A 24,037-nucleotide genomic window follows, 5' to 3' on the forward strand; every position below is an offset into this window, starting at 1 on the left:
TCGCCCGGGGTTGTGGGGTGGGCTTACCGCATGGGTCGGGCCGCCCGCTGGCCGGCAACCCGATGATGCTTCACGGGTTCACGAGGCTGCCGGCCAGCGGCCGGCACTCCCCCGTCAGCCCTGCCCTGCCAGCGCGCGCAGGGTAATGCCGACGATGTAGGCCAGGTAGGTGCCGGTGGCGTAGCCCATCGTGCCCAGCAACACGCCCACCGGCGCCAGGGCCGGATGGAACGCTGCAGCCACCACCGGCGCCGAAGCCGGGCCACCGATGTTCGACTGCGAACCGATCGCGAAATAGAAGAACGGCACCTTCAGCAGCTTGCCCAGGCACCACAGCAGCACGATGTGCACGGCAATCCAGATCAGGCCGAGCAGGAACAGCCACGGGCGGTCCAGCAGCGCCAGCAGATCCATCTGCATGCCGATGCAGGCAATCAGGAAGTACAGCAGCAGCGAACCCAGCCGCGAGGCGCCCGCACCTTCCAGCGTGCGTGCACCGGTGAAGCTCAGGCTCAGGCCCAGCGTGGTCGACAGCACCACCACCCACACGAACGGCGCATCCAGGCTGAACTGCGAGGCCCAGCTGACATTGGCCTTGAACCATGCCGCCAGCGGCGCACCGATTGCGTGTGACAGACCCACGCCGCCGAAGGCCACCGCCACGATCAGCATCAGGTCGGTGAGGCTGGGAACGCGCTCGTGCTCGGCCTGGAAGCGCGCGATGCGCTCCTTCAGCTCATCGATGGCCGACGTGTCGGCACCGCTGCGCGCGTCGATCTTCGCTGCGCGCCCGGCCAGGAAGATCAGCGCGGCCATCCACACGTAACCGACACCGACATCGACCACCGCGAACTGGCCGAACGTGGTGGCGTTGACGTCGAACACTTCGCGCATCGCCAACATGTTTGCCCCGCCACCGATCCAGCTGCCGGCCAGTGCGGCCATGCCGGCCCAGGTGTCACCGGCCACGGTTTCCGGATGCAGCGCGCGCATCACCAGGAAAGCCACCACCGCACCCAGCATGATGCTGGCGGACGCACCCAGGTACATCAGCACCAGCTTCGGGCCGAGCCGCAGGATGCCTTTGATGTCCACCGCCAGGGTCAGCAGGATCAACGCTGCCGGCAGCAGGATGTCGCGTGCGATCGGGTTGTAGAGCTTGGTGTTCTGGCCGTCGATCAGGCCGACGGTGTTGTAGATGCCGGGAATCAGGTAGCACAGCAGCAGTGCCGGCACGAAGGTGTAGAAGCGCTTCCACAGGCCCTGTTCGCGCGAGGCGGTCCAGAACACGGTGCCCAGGGTGGCGGCGATCAAACCGAAGACGACGATGTCGTTCTGGATCAGGGCGGTCGAGGGCATGCAGGCGCTCTGGGTAGAGCCGGCCGCTGGCCGGCTGCTGTTGGCGGCAGATCAGGAAGGTGTGCCGACCAACGGTCGGCACCCACCGGTAAAGCAGATGGTGAAACAAAAGCGCCGCCCCGAAGGGCGGCGCCGCAGTCATCAGTTGCCGATGTGCTGCTTCAGCCACGCATTGACGGTGTCATGCCACAGGATGCTGTTGTTCGGCTTCAGCACCCAGTGGTTTTCATCCGGGAAGTACAGGAACTTCGATTCGATGCCCTGGCGCTGGGCGGCGGTGAACGCGGCCAGTCCCTGCTCGACCGGGATGCGGAAGTCCTGCTGGCCATGGATGACCAGGATCGGCTTCTTCCAGTCCGCCACGTGGTTGACCGGGTTGAACTTCTCGTAGTTCGCGGCCTTCTGGTACGGCGTGCCGCCCTGCTCCCACTCGGTGAACCACAGTTCTTCGGTGGCGTAACCCATCATGCGCTGGTCGAACACGCCGTCATGGTTGACCAGGCACTTGAATGGGCCGTTCCAGTTGCCGGCGATCCAGTTGACCATGAAGCCGCCGTAGCTGGCGCCCAGCGCACAGGCCTTGTCACCGTTGAGGAAGGAATACTTCTTCAGCGCCGCATCCCAGCCCTTCTGCAGGTCTTCCAGCGGGCGGTCGCCCCAGTGCTGGCTGATCGCATCGGTGAAGGCCTGGCCATAGCCGGTGGAGCCGTGGAAGTCGATCATCACCACGGCGTAGCCCTGGCCCGCATAGGTCTGCGGATTCCAACGGTAGCTCCAGCCATTGCCGAAGCTGCCCTGCGGGCCGCCGTGGATCAGGAACGCGACCGGGTACGACTTGCCTTCCTGGTAGTTGTGCGGCTTGACCACATAGCCGTGCACGGTGTCGTTGTTCCAGCCCTTGAACTCGAACTGTTCGTAGTCACCGAAGCTGACGTCCTTCAGCACGTCGCCAGCGGCCGGGGTCAGCGCGCGCAGCTCGCCGATGGCTTCGCCGGCGGCCGGCAGCAGGCCGACCAGCACCTGGTCGTTGCTCTTCAGGCTGTTGCGGGTGATCGCCACGCTGTTGCCGGCCACGTCCACCGAGGTCACGCTGCCGTCGCCGATCAGCTTGGTGGCCTTGCCGCTGGCCACGTCGATCTGGAACAGCGGGTGCTCGCCGAGGTCATCGGCGGTGGTGTAGATGCTGGCGCCGTCGGCGGACAGGCTGATGCCGCCAGCCGAGCGATCCCACTGCGGCGCGATCTCACGGCTCTTGCCGCTGGCCAGGTCCATCGCCATCAGGCCGAAGCGGTCGGCTTCGAAGCCCGGGCGCTTCATCGCACGGTAGAACAGGGTCTTGCCGTCGGCACTGAACACCGGGCCGGCATCCCAGGCCGGATTGGAGGCGGTCAGGTTGACCGGCGCCTGCTTGCCCGCAGCGTCGAAGCGGTACAGGTCGAAGTTGGTCGACCACGGCTCCTGCTTGCCGGCCACGCGGATGCTGGCCACCACGCTGGCGCCATCCGGCGACCACGCGAAATCGTCATTGCCACCGAACGGCTTGGACGGTGCATCGCCGTCGATGATCGCGCTCAGCGCCGAGGCGCCCTTCACCGCGCCGGCCTTGGCTGCCGGCAGCGGTGCCACGAACAGGGTGTTGCGGCGGCCGTCGTTCCAGGTATCCCAGTGGCGCACGAACAGCGAATCCCACACCTGGCCGCTGGCCTTGGCGTCCTTCTTTTCCTTCAGCTTCTTCTCGGTGCATGCCAGGTCCGAGGCACAGGCCTGGAACACGCCGGCACTGAACAGCACGCGGTCGTCCTGCGGTGACACGTGGTAGCTGTCAACGTCCACCGGGAAGTCGGTCAGCTGACGCGGGGTGCCGCCGTTGATCGGCTGCGCGTAAAGCTGCTGGCTGCCGTTCCTGGCGCTGAGGAAGTAGACGGTCTGGCCATCGGCCGACAGCGAAGCGGAATTGACGTTCCAGCCGGCCGGGGTGATCTGCTTGGGCGGTGCCGCATCGCGGGTGCGCAGGTTGCGCGCGAACAGCGCGGTGGAGGCCTTCAGGTTGGCGTCCACGCTGCGCTTGGCGAACACCACAGTGCCACCGTCCGCGGCCAGTACCGGCGCGGAGACGCGGTCCATGGCCACCATGTCGCGGACTTCCAGGCCACGGGCAGCGGCAACGCTGGGCAGGGCGGCCAGCAGGCTCAGTGGCAGCAGGGCATGACGCAGTTTCATCGGGGTCTCCGCACGACGGCAAAAATCCGATGGTAGGCCCGCGCGGCCGGGGCTGCCAAGGCCATCGGTCATGGCTGCCCGCGGCGCGCAGCCCCGTCGCCAGAAAAAGCAAACCGCGCCGTAGCGCGGTTTGCGGTGCCGGCCGCCAACCGGCAACCGGCAGCCAGGGGTATCACGGGATTCCGGGATTGCCGGCCAGCGGCCGGCACTACCCGCCCCTTACGCCTTGGTGTATTTGCCGGTGCGGTAGATCAGCCAGCCCACCAGGAACAGCACGGCCAGGCCGATCCACTGCGCGCCCGGCAGGTGGAACGGCACGGCCAGCACGTCGGCGCGGCTGCTGGCCACGATCGGAATCGCGATGGCGATGCCCATCAGCGCTTCGCCGGTGATCAGGCCGGCGGCGAACAGCACGCCCGGCTTGTGCACGCGGTCGCGGCCTTCTTCGTCATCGGCGCGCACCTTGTGGAAGCGCTCGACCAGGTGAGCGATCAGGCCGCCGAGGAAGATCGGCACCATCAATTCCAGCGGCAGGTAGATGCCGATGGCGGCGGCCAGCACCGGCACGCGGAAACGCGAGTTGCGCGACTTCAGCCAGCTGTCGAAGGCGATGATGACCGCACCGACCACGGCACCGATGCCGATGAAGGTCCACGGCAGTTCGCCACCGAACAGGCCCTTGGCCACCGACGCCATCAGGTTCGCCTGCGGGGCGGCCAGCGCGTTCGGGTGCAGCTCGGACTTCACGCCGATGCCGTAGGCCGTGGCCAGCAGGTTCAGCACCGGGGCCATGATCAGCGCGCACGAGAACGCACCGATGCCGAGCATCAGCTGCTGCTTCCACGGGGTGGCACCGACGATGTAGCCGGCCTTCAGATCCTGCAGGTTGTCACCACCGACCGCCGCGGCGCAGCACACCACCGCACCGATCATGATCGCCGCCACCGCGCCCAGCGGCGCACCGCCGGCACCGACCGGCTTGAGGCCATCGGCGCCCAGCAGCACCACCAGCACGGCCGAGGCGAACAGGATGGTGGAGATGGTGATGCCCGACACCGGGTTGTTGGACGAACCGATCAAGCCGGCCAGGTAGGCCGAGACCGACACGAACAGGAAGCCGGCAACGATCATGATGATGGTCATCGGGATCGACACGTGCCACTGGCCGACGATGGCCTGGTACAGGGCCAGCAGCGGCAGCACGAAGACCACCAGGGCCACCAGCATCCACTTCATCGGCAGGTCGCGCTCGGTGTGCGCCAGCACCGGGCCACCGCTCTTGCGGGCAGCGGCAAAGCCGCTCTTGACGCCATTGAGCAGCGACTTGCGCAGCGAGATCAGGGTCCAGATGCCGCCGATCAGCATCGCGCCGACACCCAGGTAACGCATCTTCGCGCCCCAGATGGCGAACGCCGCTTCGGTGGACGAGGCGGTGGCGATCGAGGCGGCCAGCGCCGGATCGGTGTTCATGAAGAACGCCTGGTAGATCGGGATGGCGATGTGCCAGGTCAGGATCGAGCCGGACACGACCACGATCCCGACGTTGAGGCCGACGATGTAGCCCACGCCCAGCAGCGCCGGTGACAGGTTGGTGCCGATGAAGGCGGTGACCTTGGAACTGCCGACATAGGCCGAGGTGGCCCAGGCATCGGGAATCAGGCGCATGCCGCTTTCCGCGGCCAGCTTGACGAAGGCACCGATGACTGCCGACAGGCCGAGGATCTTCAGGCCCGGGCCCGGGTTCTCACCGGCCTTGAGCACTTCGGCCGCGGCCTTGCCTTCCGGGAACGGAAGCGGGTCTTCAACGATCATCGAACGGCGCAGCGGCACCGAGAACAGCACGCCCAGCAGGCCGCCCAGGCCCGCGATGCCCAGCACCCACCAGTACTTGAAGTCCGGCCAGTAGCCCATGATCACCAGCGCGGGGATGGTGAAGATCACACCGGCGGCGATGGACGAACCGGCCGAGGCGCCGGTCTGCACGATGTTGTTTTCGAGGATGGAACCACCTCCCAGCAGGCGCAGCACGCCCATGGAAATGACCGCGGCGGGAATGGCGGTGGCGATGGTCAGGCCTGCGAACAGACCGAGGTAGGCGTTGGCCGCTGACAGCACCACCGCCAGCACGATGGCCAGGGCCACTGCGCGGAAGGTGAGCTGCTTGGGCGCAGCGTCGTGGTTCATGGAAGCCCCTGCTGGCAAAAAATCCCTGCCACGCTAGCGTTCAGGGCAGATCAAGTCCAGCGTGCCAAAGGATGGGGCGTGTGCTGCAGCGCAATGGGCCAGTGCGTGGACCGGCAATCGACCGACCCGGCAAAGTCCGGCTGGGCGCACAGCAAATGATATGTTATATCTTAATACTACCTTGCTGTTACTGCATCGCATGCCCCCTTCCCCCTCCCCTCGCCTGGCCTCCATCGACCAGCTGCGCGGCACCGTGATGCTGTTGATGTTGCTGGACCACGTGCGCGAGACCTTCTTCCTGCAGCATCAGGTAAGCGACCCGATGGACGCATCGACGGTCTCCCCTGCGCTGTTTGCCTGCCGTCTGCTGGCCCACCTGTGCGCACCCGTGTTCGTCCTGTTGACCGGGCTTTCGGCCTGGCTGTACGGCCAGCGCCAGGCCGATCCGCGCCGGGCCACGGCCGCGTTCCTGCTCAAGCGCGGGCTGTTCCTGGTCGTGCTGGAACTGACCCTGGTGAATTTCGCCTGGACCTTCCAGCTGCCGCCGGAAACGCTGTACCTGCAGGTGATCTGGGCCATCGGGCTGAGCATGATCGCGCTGGCCGGCCTTCTGTGGCTGCCGCGCCCGGCCCTGCTGGTGCTGGCAGTCGCGGTGGTGGCCGGGCACAACCTGTTGGATGGCGTGCGAGTGGAAGGCCACGGCCTGCTGGCGATGCTTTGGAAAGTGCTGCACCAGCGCGACTGGATCGAGGCCGGCGCGCTGCGCCTGCGCACTTCCTACCCGGTGCTGCCGTGGATCGGCGTGATCGCGCTGGGCTACCTGATGGGGCCGTGGTTCACCCGCGGCCGCGACCCGGCGCAACGCCAGCGCTGGCTGCTGTGGGCAGGCGTCGGCGCGCTGGCCCTGTTCGCGCTGCTGCGGTTCGCCAATCAGTATGGGGATGCACCGTGGCAGTACCAGACCAGCGCGCTGCGAACCTGGATGAGCGTGTTCAACATCACCAAGTACCCGCCGTCGCTGCAGTTCCTGCTGTTGACCTTGGGCGTGGGACTGGTGCTGCTGCGCCTGTACGAGTGGCCGCCGGTGGCACGTGCGCTGCGGCCGTTGGCCGACATTGGTGCAGCACCGATGTTCTTCTACCTGCTGCACCTGTATGTGCTGAAGGGGCTGTACCTGGGCGCACTGGCGATCTGGGGGCCGACCCACGGCGGCCTGTATGCGCTGGATTCGGTCAGCGGCCTGCTGCTGGTGGCCTGCGCACTCGCAGTGGTGCTGTATCCGCCGACGCGGGCGTTCGCGCGGTTCAAGGCACGAAGGCGCGATCTGGCGTGGCTGCGGTACCTGTAGGCCATCAATCGGGCGGCCATCCACGCATGGCATGGATCTACTACTGGAAGCTGGCACGGCGCTACCGGGCGCGCCCGCCGCTGCAGGCCTATAATCGCGCCCTTTCCGCTGTCCCCGCCGTCGATGACCGTTGCCGCTCCTGCTTCCGACGATTTCCTGGGCCATCCCAAGGGCGTCTACGTCTGCTTCTTCACCGAAATGTGGGAGCGCTTCTCCTTCTATGGCATGAAGGCGCTGCTGCTGCTGTACCTGACCAAGTACCACCTGTTCGGCGACAAGGCCGGCCTGGACCTGCTCGGTGCCTATGGCGGCCTGGTGTACTGCATCCCGGTGTTCGGTGGCATGCTGGCCGACCGCTGGCTGGGCATGCGCCGGGCGGTGCTGTTCGGCGGCATCCTGCTGGTGCTCGGCCACCTCGGCATGGCCTTCGAAGGCCACGCCGCGTATCGGGTGAACGGCGAAGTGGTGCGCGACACCTCGGCACTGGCGGTGACCTACCTGTCGCTGGCGCTGATCATCATGGGCGTGGGCTTCCTGAAGCCGAACATCTCCACCATCGTCGGCAAGCTCTACCCGCAGGACGACCCGCGCCGCGATTCGGGTTTCTCGCTGTTCTACGCCGGCATCAACCTGGGTGCGCTGTTCTCGTCGCTGGTATGCGGCTTCCTCGGCGAGGCCTATGGCTGGAAGTACGGTTTCGGTGCGGCCGGCATCGGCATGCTGGCCGGCCTGGCGATGTTCCTGTGGGGCCAGAAGTACCTGCAGGGCCACGCCGAGCCGCCACAACCGGCCGCGCTGAAGCAGAAGGTGCTGGGCCTGCCCCGCGAATGGCTCATCTATCTGTGCGCGGTGCTCGGTGTGCTGCCGGTCGCATGGCTGATGTGGGCGGCCGGCAACGGCGCGTTCGCGCTGGGCGGTGAAATCAGCCTGGCACTGATGCTGATGCTGGTGGTGCTGGGCGGCGTGCTGGTCTGGTTCGCCTGGTTCACTGGCAGCAAGTGCACGCCGGTGCAGCGCCAGCAGATGATCGCGCTGATGGTGCTGATCTTCATGGCGCTGGTGTTCTTCACGATGTACGAGCAGTCGTATGGCTCCTGGGTGACCTTCACCGACCGCCTGCTGACCAAGGACATCGTGCCCTCGCTGGTGATCACCGGCGGTACGCCGCTGCCGTGGTCGATCATCTCGCTGCTGCTGGCACCGCTGGGCTTCGTGGTCAGCGCGCGGCTGTCCGAGCGCCGCCCGGGTTCGGCTGCGCCACGCACGTTCTTCGCCGCCATCGTCGTGCTGATGCTGGTGCTGCTGGTGCGCGACTGCCTGGTGATTCCGCAGACCGCCGGCTCGCTCACTTACCTGGGCGGGTTGTTCCTGGTGCTGCTGGCACCGGCCTTCGCCGCGCTGTGGACGTGGATGGACCGCCGCGGCTGGGAACCGGGCAAGCCGGTCAAATCGGCCTGGGGTCTGGTGATCGGCGCGCTGTCGTTCGTGCCGCTGGCATTGGCCGCACAGCAGGTAGGCGCCACCGGCGAGATGGCCAGCGTGTGGTGGCTGGTGCTGGCCTACTTCCTGCTGGCCAGCGGTGAGATGTGCCTGTCGCCGGTCGGCCTGTCGGCGGTGACCCAGCTCGCCGTGCCACGGGTGATGAGCCTGATGATGGGCACCTGGTTCCTGGCAACCGCATTCTCGGAGACGCTGGCCGCGCTGTTCGGCAAGCTGGCCGCGATCGAGGTGCCGGAAGGCGAATCGCTGGACATGGTGGCCGCGGCCGGTGCCTATGCGCACCTTTTCTGGCTGCTGATGTGGATCGGCCTGGGCTGTGCGCTGGCCGCCTTCATCGCCGCGCCGTTGCTGAAGAAGATGATGCACGGGGTCAAGTAAGCCCGATGCAGGCGAACTCCGGGGGCGGCGGATCGGTCATCCACCGCCCCCGGCTTGTTCAGGGCGCGCTGCTCTTCTCCGCAGGCGCGGCCTGCCCGGCCACCTGCCCCCCCAGGCTGCGCGAGAGGAAAGCCAGCAACCTGCTGTAGTACGCACGTTGGTTGGCAGGGGAATAGAAGCCATGCCCTTCATTCTTGACGTACAGGGTTTCCACCGGCGAGCCGGCCTTCTTCAACGCAGCTTCCATGCGTTCGCTGTGCACGATCGGCGCACGTTGATCCTGGCCACCCGCGGCCAGGAATACCGGCACCCGCACCTGCGCGGCCAGATTCACCGGGGAATGCTCTGCCAGATCCTTGGGCGATCCCAGCCAGTTACGCAGGTAGGCCAGGCCTGACTCATCGCTCTGGATGTCTCCGCGGGCGTACATCAACGGCAGGTCGTAGATGCCGACGTAGCCGGCCGCGCACTGGTAGAGACCCGGTTCGCGCACCGCCCCCATCATCGCCGCATAGGCACCGTAACTGGCTCCATAGATGCAGATGCGGTTCTTGTCGGCCACGCCCTGTTCGATCGCCCAGCGCGTGGCATCGGTGACGTCATCCTGCATCGACAGCCCCCATTGCTTTCGCGCGGCCTGCATGTGGGCCCGGCCATAGCCGGAAGAGCCGCGGAAATTCACCTGCAGTACCGCGTAACCTGCCGCCGCCAGCATCTGTGTCTCGGTGTCATAGGTGCCCTGGTCGGCAACACCGATCGGACCTCCGTGCGGCACCACCACCATCGGCAGCGCACGGGCCTCGCGGCCATGCGGAACGGTAAGGAAGCCATGCAGCGGACGCCCATCACGCGCCGTCAGGCTGATCGGACGCACCTCCGCCGCCAGCGCGGGGTCGATCCAGTCGCTGCGGCTGATCAGGTGCCGTGCACTCTTGCCAACCGTGTCATAGAGATAGAAATCGCCCGGATTGCTGCCTGACCAGGTTTCCACCAGCACCGTCTTGCCATCGCGCGTGCTGGAGGTGATGTAGACCGCTCCGCCCAGGCCGGCTTCGAGGCTGCGGTAAAGGCGAGCGTCGTCCGAGGCGTCATCGAAGAATGCCGTTCGCGGCGCACTGCCAAGGAACAGGGCCCCGACCGGCACGCGGCTGCCGGGGCGCCGGATGATGCGCGCCGGGTCGGCGCTCCCATCGCGCAGCACGGTGCGTCGTTCATTGCTCTGGGGGTCCCAGCTGACAATGGCATCAGGTCCGTCTGCCTGCTCGACCTGCAGGTACGCCAGGCGACCATCGGCCGAGAAGCCGAGCGGCGCCTCGATGCGCTTGCTCAGGGATTCATCATTGAGCAGGATCCAGTCGCTGTTGCTGCCCGTGCGGTAGTAGAGCTTCTGCGTGCCATCGGTAACGACAGCGCGTGCGAAACGCACCTCGCCCTGCTCATCGGTCGTGAAGTCCGCATCGGGAATGGGAGCGCGCGCCACGGCGTTGCGGCGACCGGTGATCACATCCATGCGCTCGACCTGAGCATGTGAACTGCCGACCAGCGGGATCACCGTCACCAGCGCGTTGCGGTCATCGTCCTTGAGCTCATCACTGAGGTAGGCGGCCACCAGGCCTGCCGGCTTGACCTTGATGTTGGTGCCCAGGCTCTGGTCGGCAACCCGGTACCCCACCAGCAGCTCGCCGCCCTTGCCGTTGGCATTGATACCGAACAGTTCGCCGGTCGGCGTCGGCCGGTCCAGCACGCCGAACTTCTGTGCCATGCCCACAAGCAGCCGCTCGTTGCTGACCCAGTCGAAGGTGTGGGCGTGATCGTTGCGGGGCGGGCGGAAGCTGCCGACCATCTTCATGTCGGCAATGCGGTAGATCGCCAATGCGGTTCCCGCCTCCAGCGGAACCGTCGCGGCGATGTACTCGCCCCCCGGTGAAATCTTGATGTCGGTAAACGACTCCTGCCGCAGATAGCGATCCAGGTCCAGCGCTGCGGCCGATGCCCCACCCACAACCGCGCCCAACAGTACAGCCAGCACAATCCTGCGCATCCTTCCCCCATGGAAAACCGGACACCCTGTCCGGATGCACGATTCTAGGCACGTGACCGTTTGCCGCGCCACATCGGCAGAAAAAACGACGGCACCGTTGCCGGTGCCGTCGTTACCACTACCTTGGAGAGAGAGTCAGGACGTGGGTTCGGGGGGCGTGCGCCGGGTCAATGGACCCCGCGCACCGCCAACGTGAGGGCCAGGATGCTGAGGATCACGGCAATGGTGCCGTCGAGCACGCGCCAGGTGCTGGGCTTGGTGAACAGCGGCGCCAGCAGGCGTGCGCCCAGGCCCTGCGCGGTCAGCCACAGGCAGCTGGCAGTCACCACACCGGCGGCGAAGGCCATGCGGGCGTTGCCGAAGTTCTCGGCGATCGAGCCGATCACCATCATGTCCAGCCAGAAGTGCGGGTTGATCAGCGAGAAGCCGACCGCAGCCATCAGCACCGCGCGGCGGCTGCCGTCGTCGCTGTCAGCTTCGCCCATCCCGCCGCCACCGGCGATCGCACGGCGTGCCGACTTCATGGCGTACCAGGCCAGGAACGCGACACCGGTCCACAGCACGGCGGTGGTCAGCCACGGCAGCGCCGAAGTGAGCGTGCGCAGGCCGGCCACGCTGGCAAAGATGAAGATCGCATCGATGGCCGCACAGGTGGCAACCACCGGCACGATGTGCTTGCGCAGGATGCCCTGGCGCAGAATGAAGGCGCTCTGGGCCCCAACCACGGCGAACAGGCCGATGCCGGTAGCTGCACCAGAGAACCAGGCACCGAGGCCGGTGCTGGCGGAGATGACCGAGAACATGGGATTCACTGCCTTTGCTTGCTTGGGGGGACGGTGCCTCGCGAAGGCGGACAGCACCGGAACGGGCGCCATTGTCGCGCCGCAACATGAAAAAGACGAGCTAAACTTCCTAAACCAACATTAGCGGAACTTAATTCGATGCGTATCGACCATGCCCAGCTGCGCGCCCTCGCCGCAGTCATCCGCGAGGGCAGCTTCGACCGCGCCGCGCAGTCGCTGAATGTCACGCCCTCGGCCATCTCGCAGCGGGTCAAGGCACTGGAGGATCGGGTAGGTCGCCTGCTGGTCAAGCGCGGCACCCCGGCCACCGCCACCGCCGAGGGCCAGGTGCTGGTGCAGCTGGCCGAGCAGACCGCCCTGCTCGAGCACGACGCGCTGCACCGGATGGGCCTGGCCGACGAGGACCTGCCGCAGGCCAGCATCCCGGTGGCGGTGAACCATGACAGCCTGGAAACCTGGTTCCCGCAGGCCGCCGCGCAGTTCGCGCAGAGCACCGGCACCACCCTGGACCTGCGCGTGGAGGACCAGGACCACACCGTCGAACTGCTGCGCCAGGGCACCGTGCTGGGCGCAGTGACCACACTGGACGAGCCGGTGCAGGGCTGCCAGATCCACGCGCTGGGCAGCATCCGCTACGCCGCCACCTGTACCCCCGAATTCCGCGAACGCCATTTTGCCAAGGGCGTGACCGCGCAGGCGCTGGCGCAGGCCCCGGTGCTGGTGTTCAACCGCAAGGACGAAATGCAGTCGCGCTTCGCCCGGCGCATGGCCGGCGACGACCTGCCCAGCACCGCGCCGACCTGGTGGATTCCCTCCACCCGCGCCTTCGTGCAGGCCAATCTGGGCGGCATGGGCTGGACCATGAACCCCCTGCCCCTGGTCAAACGGCATCTGGACGCCGGGCGACTGGTCTACGTTCGCCAGCGCGCGTGGGAGGACGTGCCGCTGTACTGGCAGCACTGGAAGGGCGACGTGCAGACCATGGCCCTGCTGACCCGCGCAGTGCTGGACGCCTCCTCCGCGCTGGTGCGGCGCAAGCGCTGAAAAAGGGGACGGAGGGGATTAAGTCGTATTTGCCCTGTATGACGTATGGGCCTTAAACGACTTAATCCCCTCCGTCCCCTTTTTGCTCCATCCAATCTCCACGAAGTCTCCACACCGGGTCCATGCGTGATGCGGATACTGGCCGGCCGATAACTGCAAGGATGCCCTGCATGCCTGTATTCGTCCGCGATGCGCGCCCCGAAGATGCCGCCGCCTGCATCGACCTGCGCGGGCGCACCCGCGAGAACGCCTTCAGTGCCGCGCAGTTGGCGGAGCTGGGCATCACGCCGGAAAGCTGGGCGGCCGGCATCGCCCAGGGCGATTCGATCGGCCGCGTCGCCTGGGAAGGGGAGCGCATGGCCGGCTACTGCTTCGCTGACCGCGACAGTGGGGAGGTGCTGGTGCTGGCCCTGCTGCCGGAGTACGAGGGCCATGGCATCGGCCGCCAGCTGCTGCAGGAAGTGGTCAGCCTGACCCGCGATGCCGGCCATACCCGGCTGTTCCTGGCCTGCTCGGCCGACCCGCGTTCGCGCTCGCATGGCTTCTACCGGCGCCTGGGCTGGCGCCCGACCGGCGAGATCGATGAGGCCGGTGACGAGATTCTTGAGCTGGTCTGAGCCGGGCGTGGCCCGGCGCTTCGCCTGGCGGGGCCGCGAAACGTCGGATGCTGCGTTGCATCAAAAACGGACCGGATCCGGTTAGAATCGCGGATGGATGGCGCAAGGCGTTGTTTCTTCACGCCCTTTCCCTGCCCCACGCGCATCCTGACCCCTTCCCCTCCGCCAACGATCCCGCCCCCCATGAAGAAATTTGGCAAGGCCCTGCTCGCCCTGCTCGTGCTGCTGTTGCTGGCCGCCGCGCTGTTCCTGTACTGGCCGCTGACCCAGCGCTCGGTGCCCGCCGCCAGCAACGACAAGCCCGTCGACGTTGTGCTGGTCGGCGCCGGCATCATGAGCATCACCCTGGCCACCTACCTGCAGGAACTGCAGCCGGACTGGAACATCCAGGTCTACGAACGCCTCGACGGCGTCGCCGGTGAAAGCTCCGACGGCTGGAACAACGCCGGCACGGGCCACTCGGCCTTCGCCGAACTGAACTACACCCCGGAACTGCCCGACGGCAGCATCGAGACCAAGCGCGCGGTCGGCATCGCCGAATCGTTCGAGGTCTCACGCCAGTTCTGGTCGCACCAGGTGAAGGAAGGCCGCCTGAGCCAACCCAGCGACTTCATCAACCCGACCCCGCACATGAGCTTCGTCTGGGGCGATGACAACATCGCCTACCTGCACAAGCGCCAGCAGGCCCTGGTGAAGAATCCGCTGTTCTACGGCATGCAGTACTCCGAAGATCCGGCACAGATCAAGCAGTGGGCACCGCTGCTGATGGAAGGCCGCGACCCGAAGCAGAAGGTCGCCGCGACCTGGATGCCGCTGGGCACCGACGTCAACTTCGGTGTGATCACCCGCCAGCTGACCACCGGCCTGCAGCGCAGCCCGAACTTCAGCCTGCACCTCAACCACGAAGTGAGCGCACTGCGGCAGAACGCTGACAAGAGCTGGAACGTGACGGTGAAGGACCTCAAGGCCGGAACCGAGTCCACCACCCACGCCCGCTTCGTGTTCATCGGTGCCGGTGGCGCCGCGCTGAAGCTGCTGCAGATGTCCGGCATTCCGGAATCGAAGGACTACGCCGGCTTCCCGGTCGGTGGTCAGTTCCTCGCCTTCCAGGGCCAGGACGTGACCTCGCGCCACGGTGTGAAGGCCTACGGCATGGCCGAAACCGGTTCGCCGCCGATGTCGGTGCCGCACCTGGACGCGCGCAAGCTGGACGGCAAGCCGGTGGTCCTGTTCGGGCCGTTCGCGCTGTACAGCACCAAGTTCCTCAAGCACGGCTCGTGGTGGGACCTGTACTCGTCGGTGAACCACAACAACGTCGGCCCGATGCTGGAAGTGGGCAAGGACAACCTGGACCTGGTGCAGTACCTGATGGGCCAGGCACGCTTGAACGATGCCGACCGCCAGGCCGAACTGGTCAAGTACTTCCCCAATGCCAAGCCGGGCGACTGGAAGCTGGTCACCGCCGGCCAGCGCGTGCAGATCATCAAGCGTGATCCGCTGAAGGGCCCGGTGCTGCAGTTCGGTACCGAGATCGTGACCGACAAGGACCACACCATCGCCGCCCTGCTAGGCGCCTCGCCGGGTGCATCGACCTCGCCGCCGATCATGCTGGACCTGATGGCCAAGGCGTTCCCGGACCAGATGAAGGCTGGCTGGGAAACCCGCCTGCGCGAGATCGTGCCGTCGTACGGGCGCAAGCTCAACGACAACGCCGCGCTGGTCAACGAGATCCGCACGCTGACCAGCCAGACCCTGCGCCTGCCGTACCTGGAGGTGCCGGTGGACGCCAATGCGGCGGCTCCGGCCCCGGCGGTAGTGCCGGCAGCAGTTCCGGCGCCGGCCAAGGAAAAGCGCAACGCCAACGAGGAACTGCAGGCGCTGTAAGCCTGGCAGATTCCCTGCAGCAGACACGGACGGCCACCTTAGGGTGGCCGTTCGCGTTTGGGCCGCTCCCTGCTGCAGAAAGCGATGCCCGGTGCCGGGAATCCCATGCACAATGACGCGAATTGTAATGTTGTTAAGAATTATTTACATTTGCGTCCTGCGCAGTGACCGCGCTCCTCCCAGACGGACCTGATGTGCCCGAAGCCGCCGCCCCGGGTGCTGGACGCCTGTTGCCGCCCCCTTCCCGTCTCCGAGCTTCGAACCCACCATGTCCCTGCCCCTCCGTAACCGCCTGCCCCGCCGTGCGCTGCTGCCGGCTGCCCTGCTTTCGTCGCTGTCCCTGCTGGCCGCATCCAGTGCGTTCGCTGCGGCCGATGGCGCCGCAGATGCCAAGACCCTGGACCGGGTCAGCGTGCGCGCCGAAAAATCCGCGCCACCGGCCAGCACCACCCGCCTGCCGATAACCCTGCAGGAAACCCCGCAGTCGGCCACTGCGATCAGCCTGAAGCGCCTGCAGGACGAATCGCTGTTCAGCATCAACGACGTGATGCGCAACGTCACCGGCGTCAGCGTGTCCTTCTATGACACCCAGCGCCCGCTGTACTACGCACGCGGCTTCGCCATCACTGACTTCCAGGTCGACGGCATCCCGACCTACAGCGGTTCGACCAACCAGGAATACGACACCGCCTTCTACGACCGCATCGAAGTGATCCGCGGTGCCAACGGCCTGCTCAGCGGCGCCGGCGTGCCGTCGGCCACGGTGAATCTGCTGCGCAAGCGCCCGGGCAAGGAGTTCGATGCCTCGTTCGCGGTCAGCGCCGGCAGCTGGGACTATCGGCGCATGGAGGCGGACGTGACCGCGCCGCTGACCGATGACGGCCGCTTCCGCAGCCGCGTGGTCGCCGCCTACACCGATCGTGGCCTGTATTACGACCGCTACGACGAGAACAAGATGGCCGGCATGGCGGTGCTGGAAGGCGACGTCACCGACAGCACGACGATCACCCTCGGTTACCAGAGCCAGGACAACAACCCCACCGGTTCGACCTGGGGCACCGTGCCGTTCTTCGACAACCAGGGCAATTTCGCGCACCTGCCGCGCTCGACCAACCTGTCGCCGAAGTGGAGCTACTGGAAGCGCGAGAGCAACACTGCCTTCGCCAACCTGGAGCAGCGCTTCGGCGACAACTGGCTGTTGAAGATCAACACCGCCTACACCCGCGGCAACGTGCAGAACGTGCGCCTGTACGGCACCGGCAACCCGGACCCGGTGACCGGCTCGGGCATCTTCCTGCGTGCGGCCGCCGGTGATTCGAAGGACACCCGGCGCAACGTCGATGCCTACCTGACCGGCAGCTTCGATCTGTTCGGCCGTGACCACGACGTGACCCTCGGCGCCCAGTGGTCGGACCTGGAAGGCACCACCAACACCCTGGCGCTGAACTTCCCGAACGATTGGGCACGCTGCGGCGGCGAACGCTGCTACTACATTCCCAACGTGTACAGCTGGAACGGCGACATCTCCGAGGTCACGTACCGCCGGACCGGCGCGCGCCGCGTGGCCAAGACCACGCAGAGTGGCGTCTACCTGGCCACCCGCCTGCGCCTGGCCGATCCGCTGTCGCTGATTGCCGGCGCGCGCCTGAGCCGCTGGGAAACCCTCAGCCGCTCCTACAACGCCGCAGGCGCCTATACCGGCACCAGCGGTGCATACAAGGTGAGTGATGAAGTCACCCCGTACGTGGGCCTGGTCTACGACATCACGCCGAACGTCTCGGCGTATGCCAGCTACACCGAGATCTTCAACCCGCAGAACTTCAAGGACCGCAACGAGAACCTGCTGGCGCCGGTACAGGGCTCGAACCTGGAAGCGGGCATCAAGACGCAGTGGTTCGATGGCCGCCTGACCGCCAATGCCGCCGTGTTCGAAGCCAAGCAGGACAACTACGCGGTGCGTGACATGGGCGTGCCGGAGGGGTCGCTGAGCGATGGCACCTCCGCCTACGTCGGCGTCAACGGCACCAAGGCGCGCGGCTGGGAAATGGACGTCAACGGCGAGATCCTGCCGGGCTGGACGGTCAATGCCGGCTACACCCACGTCAAGGTCACCCGCGCCGCCACCGATCTGCTGTACGCCAACCCGCCGAAGGATCTCTTGCAGCTCAACACCCAGCTGCAGCTGCGCGGTGCGCTGGAACGCCTGAGCGTTGGCGGTGGCGTGCAGTGGCAGAGCAAGGTGCAGGGCTACAACATCGCCTACCCGCTGGGCGGCACGGTGACGGTGAACCAGCCGGCCTACATGCTGGTGCAGTTCAACGCCAACTACCGCATCAGCGACAACTGGACGGCAACCCTGAGCGTGCGCAACGCACTGGACAAGACCTACTGGGCGAATCTGGACTACAACAACTACGGCGAACCGCGCTTCGTGTCGGCCAGCCTGCGCTGGAAGTTCTGAGGGGCCCGCGAACCGGTGGGTGCCCGGTGGGTGCCGACCGTTGGTCGGCACGCCCTCCGCCACGACCCACCGTCGTGGCCTACCTGAATGGGCCCGCCTCCGCGCGGGCCCTTCTTTTTGCTGCAGTGCGGGTTGCGTGCCTGCCTGTAATTATGCCGTAATTACATCGACACCAATCGGAAGCCGGTCGATGAACCCGAGCTGGGATACGTTGGAACGCAGCCGCCAGGCCCGCCTGGAACGTGCCGCGCCGTGGGCCCAGGGACGTGAGGTCGCCGCCACCGACGTGGGCGAGCTGCTGCACGCACTGCTGGAACCAGGCGACAAGGTCTGCCTGGAGGGCAACAACCAGAAGCAGGCCGATTTTCTCGCCCAGGCCCTGGCCGACCTTGACCCGGCCCGGGTGCACGACCTGCACATGGTGCAGTCGGTGCTGTCCCTGCCCTCGCACCTGGATGTGTTCGAGCGTGGCATCGCCTCGAAGCTCGACTTCTCGTTCTCCGGCCCGCAGTCCGTACGACTGGCCAACCTGGTGGCCGAAGGGCGCATCCAGATCGGTGCCATCCACACCTACCTGGAACTGTTCGGCCGCTACTTCATCGACCTTACGCCCCGCGTAGCGCTGGTCGCCGCGCAGGCAGCCGACCGCCACGGCAACCTCTATACCGGCCCCAACACCGAAGACACGCCGGTCATCGTCGAAGCGACCGCGTTCGGTGGCGGCATCGTCATCGCCCAGGTCAACGAGATCGTCGACACCCTCCCCCGCGTCGACATTCCGGCTGACTGGGTCAACTTCGTGGTGCAGGCGCCGAAGCCGAACCATATCGAACCGCTGTTCACCCGCGACCCGGCGCAGATCTCCGAGATCCAGGTGCTGATGGCGATGATGGCGATCAAGGGCATCTACGCCGAGTACGGCGTGAACCGCCTCAACCATGGCATCGGCTTCGACACCGCGGCCATCGAGCTGCTGCTGCCGACCTACGCCGAATCGCTCGGGCTGAAGGGAAAGATCTGCCAGCACTGGGCGCTCAATCCACACCCCGCACTGATTCCGGCGATTGAATCGGGCTTCGTCAAATCGGTGCATTCGTTCGGTTCCGAACTGGGCATGGAGAAGTACATCGCCGCACGCAGCGATGTCTTCTTCACCGGCGCCGATGGCTCGATGCGCTCCAACCGCGCGTTCTCGCAGACCGCGGGCCTGTATGCGTGTGACATGTTCATCGGCTCCACCCTGCAGATCGACCTGCAGGGCAACAGCTCCACTGCCACCCGCGACCGCATTGCCGGCTTTGGTGGCGCACCGAACATGGGTTCGGATGCACGCGGCCGCCGCCATGCCAGCGACGCCTGGATCAAGGCCGGCCGGCAGGCCGCGCGACCGGGCGAGATGCCGCGCGGGCGCAAGCTGGTGGTGCAGATGGTGGAAACCTTCCGCGAACACATGGCGCCGGCCTTCGTTGAACGTCTGGATGCCTGGGAACTGGCCGAGCGCGCTGGCATGCCGCTGCCTCCGGTGATGATCTACGGCGACGACGTCAGCCATGTGCTGACCGAGGAAGGCATCGCCAACCTGCTGCTGTGCCGCACCCCTGAAGAACGCGAACAGGCGATCCGAGGCGTGTCCGGCTATACCGCCGTGGGCATGGGGCGCGACCGCGCGATGGTGGAGAACCTGCGCGACCGCGGCGTGATCCGCCGTCCCGATGACCTCGGCATCTCCGTGCGCGATGCCAGCCGTGACCTGCTTGCGGCGCGTTCGGTGAAGGACCTGGTGCGCTGGTCCGGCGGCCTGTACGACCCGCCCAAGCGCTTCCGCAACTGGTAAGGGGCTGAGCATGGAAACCCTCGACTATCGATTCGAAGGACACACGGCGGTGCAGTTTCCGCGCGATGCAGTGCTGGTCGGCGTACTGGCCTCGGGCAACCTGGAAATCCTGCTGGAACCGGCGGCACTCGATGGCGCGATGACGGTGCGCATCATCACCGCCGCGCAGGGCTTTGGCCGCGTCTGGGAGGCGGTGATCGGTGATTTCGCCCGGCGCCATCCGCTGCGCGATGTACGCATCTCGATCAACGATGCCGGTGCGACCCCGGCGGTGGTCAGCCTGCGCCTGGACCAGGCCGTGGAAACCCTGCTTGCTGGAGATCCATGATGAACCGGACGCGGCGCCACAGTTACTACGAAGCCGATGCGCGCGAGCGCATCGCCGGCCTGGCCGACGCCGGCTCGTTCCGCGAATTCCTCGGCCCGGCGCGGCGGATGATGAGCCCGCACCTGGCACAGCTCGACCAGCCCGCGGCGTTCGACGACGGCATCGTTGTCGGCGAAGCCACACTGCGCGGCCGACGCGTGCTGCTGGCCGCACAACAGGGTGAATTCATGGGCGGCGGCGTGGGCGAAGTGCACGGTGCCAAACTGACCGGGCTGCTGCGCCGTGCAGCGGAAACCCGACCTGACGGTGTGCTGCTGCTGCTCGATACCGGCGGTGTGCGCCTGCACGAAGCCAATGCAGGCCTCATCGCCATTTCCGAGATCATGCGCGCCACCCTGGACGCGCGTGCAGCGGGGGTGCCGGTGATCGCGCTGATCGGCAGCGGCAATGGCGCCTTCGGCGGCATGGGCATCGTCGCCCGCTGCTGCAGCACCGTGGTCATGTCCGAGGAAGGCCGGCTGTCACTGTCCGGGCCGGAAGTAATCGAGACCGTGCGTGGTGTGGAAGAGTTCGATTCCCGCGATCGTGCGCTGGTCTGGCGCGTAACGGGAGGCAAGCACCGCTACCTGATCGACCAGGCACAGGTGCTGGTGCCTGATGCCATCGAGGCCTTCGCGCAGGCTGCCAGCAATGCGCTGCAGCCTGATACCAGCAGCACCGATCCAGATACTGCACTGGCCGCGCTGCAGGAACGCCACGCGGCACTGAAGGCGCGCGTGCAGGCCTGGGGCGATTGCCGCGATGGCCTGGAGATCTGGGCACGGCTGGGCATCACTGCCCCCGAGCGACTGCCGCTGCTCGACACCGATGAGTTCCTCATCGCCACCGCCGACCGGAGCCTGCCATGAGCATGCCGCTGCAGCCCCTGCTCGATGCCCTGTTCCCGCATGGGCATGCCATTGCCGTGAACGATTCGGTGCTGACCGGCAGCGCCACCACCGGGGATGGCGAGGTGACCGTGATCGGTACCGCCGACAAACTCGAAGTCGGCGTGGACCACGCATTGGCACTGGCCGAAACCGTGCTTGCCAGCACCGCCGCGCATCCCCAGCGACCGATCGTGATGCTGGTGGACACTGCCGGCCAGCGCCTGGCGCGGCGCGACGAACTGCTTGGCATCAACGGCTGTTTCGCGCATCTGGCACAGACGCTGGATCTCGCGCGTCGACGTGGCGCGCGGCTTGTCACGCTGGTCTATGGTGAATCCGTCAGTGGCGGCTTCCTCTCATTCGGCCTGATGGCCGACCACATCCACGCCCTGCCCGATGCGCAGGTGCGGGTGATGGACCTGCGCGCGATGGCACGGGTGACCAAGCAACCGCTGGAGAAACTGCAGGCACTCAGCCAGACCTCGCCGGTGTTCGCGCCGGGCGTGGAGAACTACGTGGCGATGGGCGCGGTGGAATCGCTGTGGGAGGGCGATCTTTCCCAGCACCTGCTGCAGGCGCTGCGCATGCCCGCCGAAGGCGACCTGCGTGCCGCACGCGGCGCACAGCGCGGCGGTCGTGCCCTGGCGGCAGGCGTTTCATCTGCGGTGGCCCACGGCGATGCCTGAGCGGCCCGCCCGCCACACGCTGGCCTGGCTGTCGGCCGATGCCGACTGGCGGGCTGACGTGACTGCACAGGAACCACGCCTGGCAGCGTGGTTCGCGCAGGGCCTGCCGGCCATGGTGGCGCGTTGCGCGGCGGACGACCCCGACCCGCGGCTGCGCCTGGGGGTACCGCTACCGCCAAGCGAAGGCAAGCAACGGCTGGCGCTGCGCGTGGCCCTGCAGGACGTCCAGCAGCTGCAGCTTCCGCCTGCCTTGGATGACGTTCTCGCCGGCGGCGTTCCGGCGGATTGGCAGGCGGCGTTGCAGGCAATGCTGCGGCTTGCACCGGCCCGCGTGTTCGGCGCCTTCGCATGGCAGCACCTCACCGGCCTGCCCTATGTGCACCCGCGCTCGGACATCGACCTGCTGTGGCAGGTAGATGACGCGCGCCAGGCCGACCTGCTGGTCGAACGCCTGCAGCACTGGGAAAGCGCCTACGGGCATCGCGTGGATGGTGAACTGGGCCTGGTGGATGGTGGCGCGGTGAACTGGCGCGAATACGCCGGTCGCAGCCGCGAAGTACTGGTCAAACGCATTGATGGTGCCGCTCTGGAACTGCGCGAGGCCTTGTTCAACACCACTGGAGTTGTCGCATGAACGCTGTCGTGCAGCGCGTCGCCCGGTCCACTTCGGCGGTGGACAGCGCGCGCCTGGGGCGCCTTGCCATCGCCAGCCTGCACGCCGAACTGGCCCTTGCCCCCAAGCCGGGACTGGTTACACCGTTCGATCGCGGCAGCCACCACGACATGGATGCCGGCACCTTCCTGCGCAGCCTGTTCGCGCTGCGCCACTATTTCATCGCCGTGGCCGACGCCGGTGCCAGCGCAGCGCCGTTCCAGACGCTGCGGCGGCATGGCATCGCCGCCGAGATATCGATGCTGCACGCCACTGCGGGCATCAACACCCATCGCGGTGCGATCTTCAGCCTTGGCCTGCTGGTGGCCGCGTCCGCTGCCTGCTGGGGCCGCGCGGGCCGTGTCGCCGCAGCCGAGCAGGTCTGCCAGGAAGTGCGCCGTTGGGCGGCCGAGCTCGCCGACGCACCTCTGGATGCGAACAGCCCTGGCCAGCGCGCGCGTGCACGGCACGGCGTGCAAGGTGTGCGCGAACAAGCGGCCGCCGGCTACCCGCTGCTGCGCGAAGTGGCACTGCCTGCCCTGCGCCACGCACTGGCCAGCGGCCTGCCACGCGAGGCCGCGATGTGCCAGACCCTGATGCAGCTGATCGCGTGCACGGATGACCTCAACCTGCTGCACCGTGGCGGCGCCGACGGCCTGCGCTGGGCCCAGCGGCAGGCACGCACCTTCCTGGACGCCGGCGGCACCTTCGCGCCGGACTGGCAGGCACATCTGCGCCGCATCGGTGACGGCTTCGTCATGCGCCGGCTGAGCCCGGGCGGCAGCGCAGACCTGTTGGCCTGCAGCGTGTTCCTGCTGCAGCAGGAGCAGGCATGAGCCTGGCCCTGCTCTGCCCTGGCCAAGGCGCGCAGCACGCGGCGATGTTCGATCGCGTGCGCGATCTTCCGGCCGCACGCCACACCCTCGATGTGGCCAGCACAGTGCTCGGCCGCGATGTATTCGCCGCTGCGGCGGCCGACGACCGCTTCGACAATGTGCAGGCGCAACCACTGCTGTGCGCAGCAAGCCTGGCGCACTGGCAGGGCCTGCGCGAGGTGTTGCCAACGCCGACGGTGATCGCGGGTTACAGCATCGGCGAGCTGGCCGCACATGCCATCGCCGGCGGCGTCGATGCGGCCGCCTGCCTTGCCCTGGCTGCGCAGCGCGCGCAGTTGATGGACAGCGCCAGCCCCGCCGATGCAGGCCTGCAGGCAGTGCTTGGCCTGGAACGCCATGTACTGCAACCGCTGTGTGATCAGCACGGAGCGCACGTGGCCATCGCCAACGGGCAGGACCATTTCATCGTGGGCGGCACGTACGCCTCATTGCAGCGGCTGGCCGATGCCGCGCGGCCGCAGGGTGCGGACATCCGTCCACTGCCGGTGCACGTGCCTGCACACACACCGTTGCTGGCGGCGGCGGTCGCGCCGTTCGCTGCCGCACTCGACGCCTCGCCACTGCAGGCGGCACGCCTGCCGCTGCTGGCCGGCATCGATGCGCGACCGGTGCGGGATCGCGCCACGGCGGTCCACACGCTGTCGGCGCAGCTCGCGCAGACCATCGAATGGGCGCAGGTGATGCGCCAGGCCTTCGAGCGTGGCGCGCGGGTGTTCCTGCAGCTGGGCCCGGGCAACGCATTGGCGCGCATGGTCGCGCCGGCCTATCCGTGTTGCGAAGTACGCGCGGTGGAGGAGTTCCAGAGCCTTGAAGGCGCCGCGGCGTGGGTCCGCAGCGCGCTGGAGCGGCTGCAGTAACGGGTTCGAGCAGTAC

At 66.9% G+C, this 24,037-nt stretch carries 18 protein-coding genes; 13 read left to right on the forward strand and 5 right to left on the reverse strand.

All coding sequences use genetic code 11. The features are described from left to right. Positions 1 to 114: 114 nt before the first annotated feature. The 3 genes from V3B46_RS05790 to V3B46_RS05800 all read right to left on the reverse strand — a co-directional run bounded on the left by V3B46_RS05790 (position 115) and on the right by V3B46_RS05800 (position 5,763). Positions 115 to 1,359 (reverse strand): DUF819 family protein, encoded by a 1,245-nt coding sequence (locus V3B46_RS05790; RefSeq protein ID WP_329891353.1) that lies wholly within the window; start codon positions 1,357 to 1,359, stop codon positions 115 to 117. Positions 1,360 to 1,500: 141 nt separating this feature from the next. Beyond that, positions 1,501 to 3,579, reverse strand: a complete 2,079-nt coding sequence (locus V3B46_RS05795; protein WP_329891354.1) for a S9 family peptidase — start codon at positions 3,577 to 3,579, stop codon at positions 1,501 to 1,503. A gap of 219 nt (positions 3,580 to 3,798) precedes the next feature. Further along, the gene (locus V3B46_RS05800; RefSeq protein ID WP_329891355.1) at positions 3,799 to 5,763 is read right to left on the reverse strand and encodes an OPT family oligopeptide transporter; all 1,965 of its coding nucleotides are present in this window, start codon (positions 5,761 to 5,763) and stop codon (positions 3,799 to 3,801) included. 199 nt (positions 5,764 to 5,962) lie between these two features. Here V3B46_RS05800 and V3B46_RS05805 point away from each other — a divergent pair, with 199 nt between their 5' ends. Together V3B46_RS05805 and V3B46_RS05810 are read left to right on the forward strand one after the other, a co-directional pair. Further along, entirely contained in the window at positions 5,963 to 7,111 is a 1,149-nt protein-coding gene (locus V3B46_RS05805) for an acetyltransferase domain-containing protein (RefSeq protein ID WP_329891356.1), read from the forward strand. Positions 7,112 to 7,234: 123 nt separating this feature from the next. Next, on the forward strand, positions 7,235 to 8,989 hold the full coding sequence (locus V3B46_RS05810; protein WP_329891357.1) for a peptide MFS transporter: 1,755 nt from the start codon (positions 7,235 to 7,237) through the stop codon (positions 8,987 to 8,989). A gap of 58 nt (positions 8,990 to 9,047) precedes the next feature. On the opposite strand, the gene V3B46_RS05815 is transcribed toward V3B46_RS05810, so the two are convergent. Both V3B46_RS05815 and V3B46_RS05820 read right to left on the reverse strand, forming a co-directional pair. Next, positions 9,048 to 11,030, reverse strand: a complete 1,983-nt coding sequence (locus V3B46_RS05815; RefSeq protein WP_329891359.1) for an alpha/beta hydrolase family protein — start codon at positions 11,028 to 11,030, stop codon at positions 9,048 to 9,050. Positions 11,031 to 11,197: 167 nt separating this feature from the next. Next, the gene (locus V3B46_RS05820; protein ID WP_005408523.1) at positions 11,198 to 11,833 is read right to left on the reverse strand and encodes a LysE/ArgO family amino acid transporter; all 636 of its coding nucleotides are present in this window, start codon (positions 11,831 to 11,833) and stop codon (positions 11,198 to 11,200) included. Between the two features lie 138 nt (positions 11,834 to 11,971). Here V3B46_RS05820 and V3B46_RS05825 point away from each other — a divergent pair, with 138 nt between their 5' ends. From V3B46_RS05825 to mdcH, 11 genes are all read left to right on the forward strand, one after another. Further along, positions 11,972 to 12,877, forward strand: a complete 906-nt coding sequence (locus tag V3B46_RS05825) for a LysR family transcriptional regulator ArgP (RefSeq protein WP_329891360.1) — start codon at positions 11,972 to 11,974, stop codon at positions 12,875 to 12,877. A gap of 170 nt (positions 12,878 to 13,047) precedes the next feature. Then, positions 13,048 to 13,494: a GNAT family N-acetyltransferase gene (locus tag V3B46_RS05830; RefSeq protein ID WP_329891361.1), complete on the forward strand. Its 447-nt coding sequence runs from the start codon at positions 13,048 to 13,050 to the stop codon at positions 13,492 to 13,494. Positions 13,495 to 13,677: 183 nt separating this feature from the next. Continuing rightward, positions 13,678 to 15,378, forward strand: coding sequence for a malate dehydrogenase (quinone) (gene mqo, locus V3B46_RS05835; RefSeq protein ID WP_154262741.1), 1,701 nt, complete (start codon positions 13,678 to 13,680; stop codon positions 15,376 to 15,378). A 268-nt stretch (positions 15,379 to 15,646) separates the two neighbouring features. Then, a complete protein-coding gene (locus V3B46_RS05840) occupies positions 15,647 to 17,839 on the forward strand; it encodes a TonB-dependent siderophore receptor (protein ID WP_329891362.1) in 2,193 nt (730 codons plus the stop codon). Between the two features lie 190 nt (positions 17,840 to 18,029). Further along, entirely contained in the window at positions 18,030 to 19,673 is a 1,644-nt protein-coding gene (gene mdcA, locus V3B46_RS05845) for a malonate decarboxylase subunit alpha (RefSeq protein ID WP_329891363.1), read from the forward strand. A 10-nt stretch (positions 19,674 to 19,683) separates the two neighbouring features. Continuing rightward, entirely contained in the window at positions 19,684 to 20,001 is a 318-nt protein-coding gene (gene mdcC, locus V3B46_RS05850) for a malonate decarboxylase acyl carrier protein (protein WP_154262737.1), read from the forward strand. Further along, positions 20,001 to 20,909 (forward strand): biotin-independent malonate decarboxylase subunit beta, encoded by a 909-nt coding sequence (locus V3B46_RS05855; protein ID WP_329891364.1) that lies wholly within the window; start codon positions 20,001 to 20,003, stop codon positions 20,907 to 20,909. The genes mdcC and V3B46_RS05855 overlap by 1 nt, the downstream gene beginning before the upstream one ends. Before the next feature lie 2 nt (positions 20,910 to 20,911). Further along, complete coding sequence (mdcE, locus tag V3B46_RS05860; RefSeq protein ID WP_329891485.1) at positions 20,912 to 21,616, forward strand: biotin-independent malonate decarboxylase subunit gamma; 705 nt, start codon at positions 20,912 to 20,914, stop codon at positions 21,614 to 21,616. Next, positions 21,609 to 22,250 carry a malonate decarboxylase holo-[acyl-carrier-protein] synthase gene (mdcG, locus tag V3B46_RS05865; RefSeq protein WP_329891365.1) on the forward strand — a complete coding sequence of 214 codons (642 nt, stop codon included), beginning with the start codon at positions 21,609 to 21,611 and terminating at the stop codon, positions 22,248 to 22,250. Before mdcE ends, mdcG begins: the two co-directional genes overlap by 8 nt. Next, positions 22,247 to 23,104: a triphosphoribosyl-dephospho-CoA synthase MdcB gene (gene mdcB / locus V3B46_RS05870; protein WP_329891366.1), complete on the forward strand. Its 858-nt coding sequence runs from the start codon at positions 22,247 to 22,249 to the stop codon at positions 23,102 to 23,104. The genes mdcG and mdcB overlap by 4 nt, the downstream gene beginning before the upstream one ends. Further along, complete coding sequence (gene mdcH, locus V3B46_RS05875) at positions 23,101 to 24,021, forward strand: malonate decarboxylase subunit epsilon (RefSeq protein WP_329891367.1); 921 nt, start codon at positions 23,101 to 23,103, stop codon at positions 24,019 to 24,021. Before mdcB ends, mdcH begins: the two co-directional genes overlap by 4 nt. Positions 24,022 to 24,037: the final 16 nt, after the last annotated feature.

The sequence above is a fragment of the Stenotrophomonas sp. SMYL11 genome, assembly GCF_036320005.1.
In the GTDB taxonomy this organism is placed as follows: Bacteria; Pseudomonadota; Gammaproteobacteria; order Xanthomonadales; family Xanthomonadaceae; genus Stenotrophomonas; species Stenotrophomonas maltophilia_A.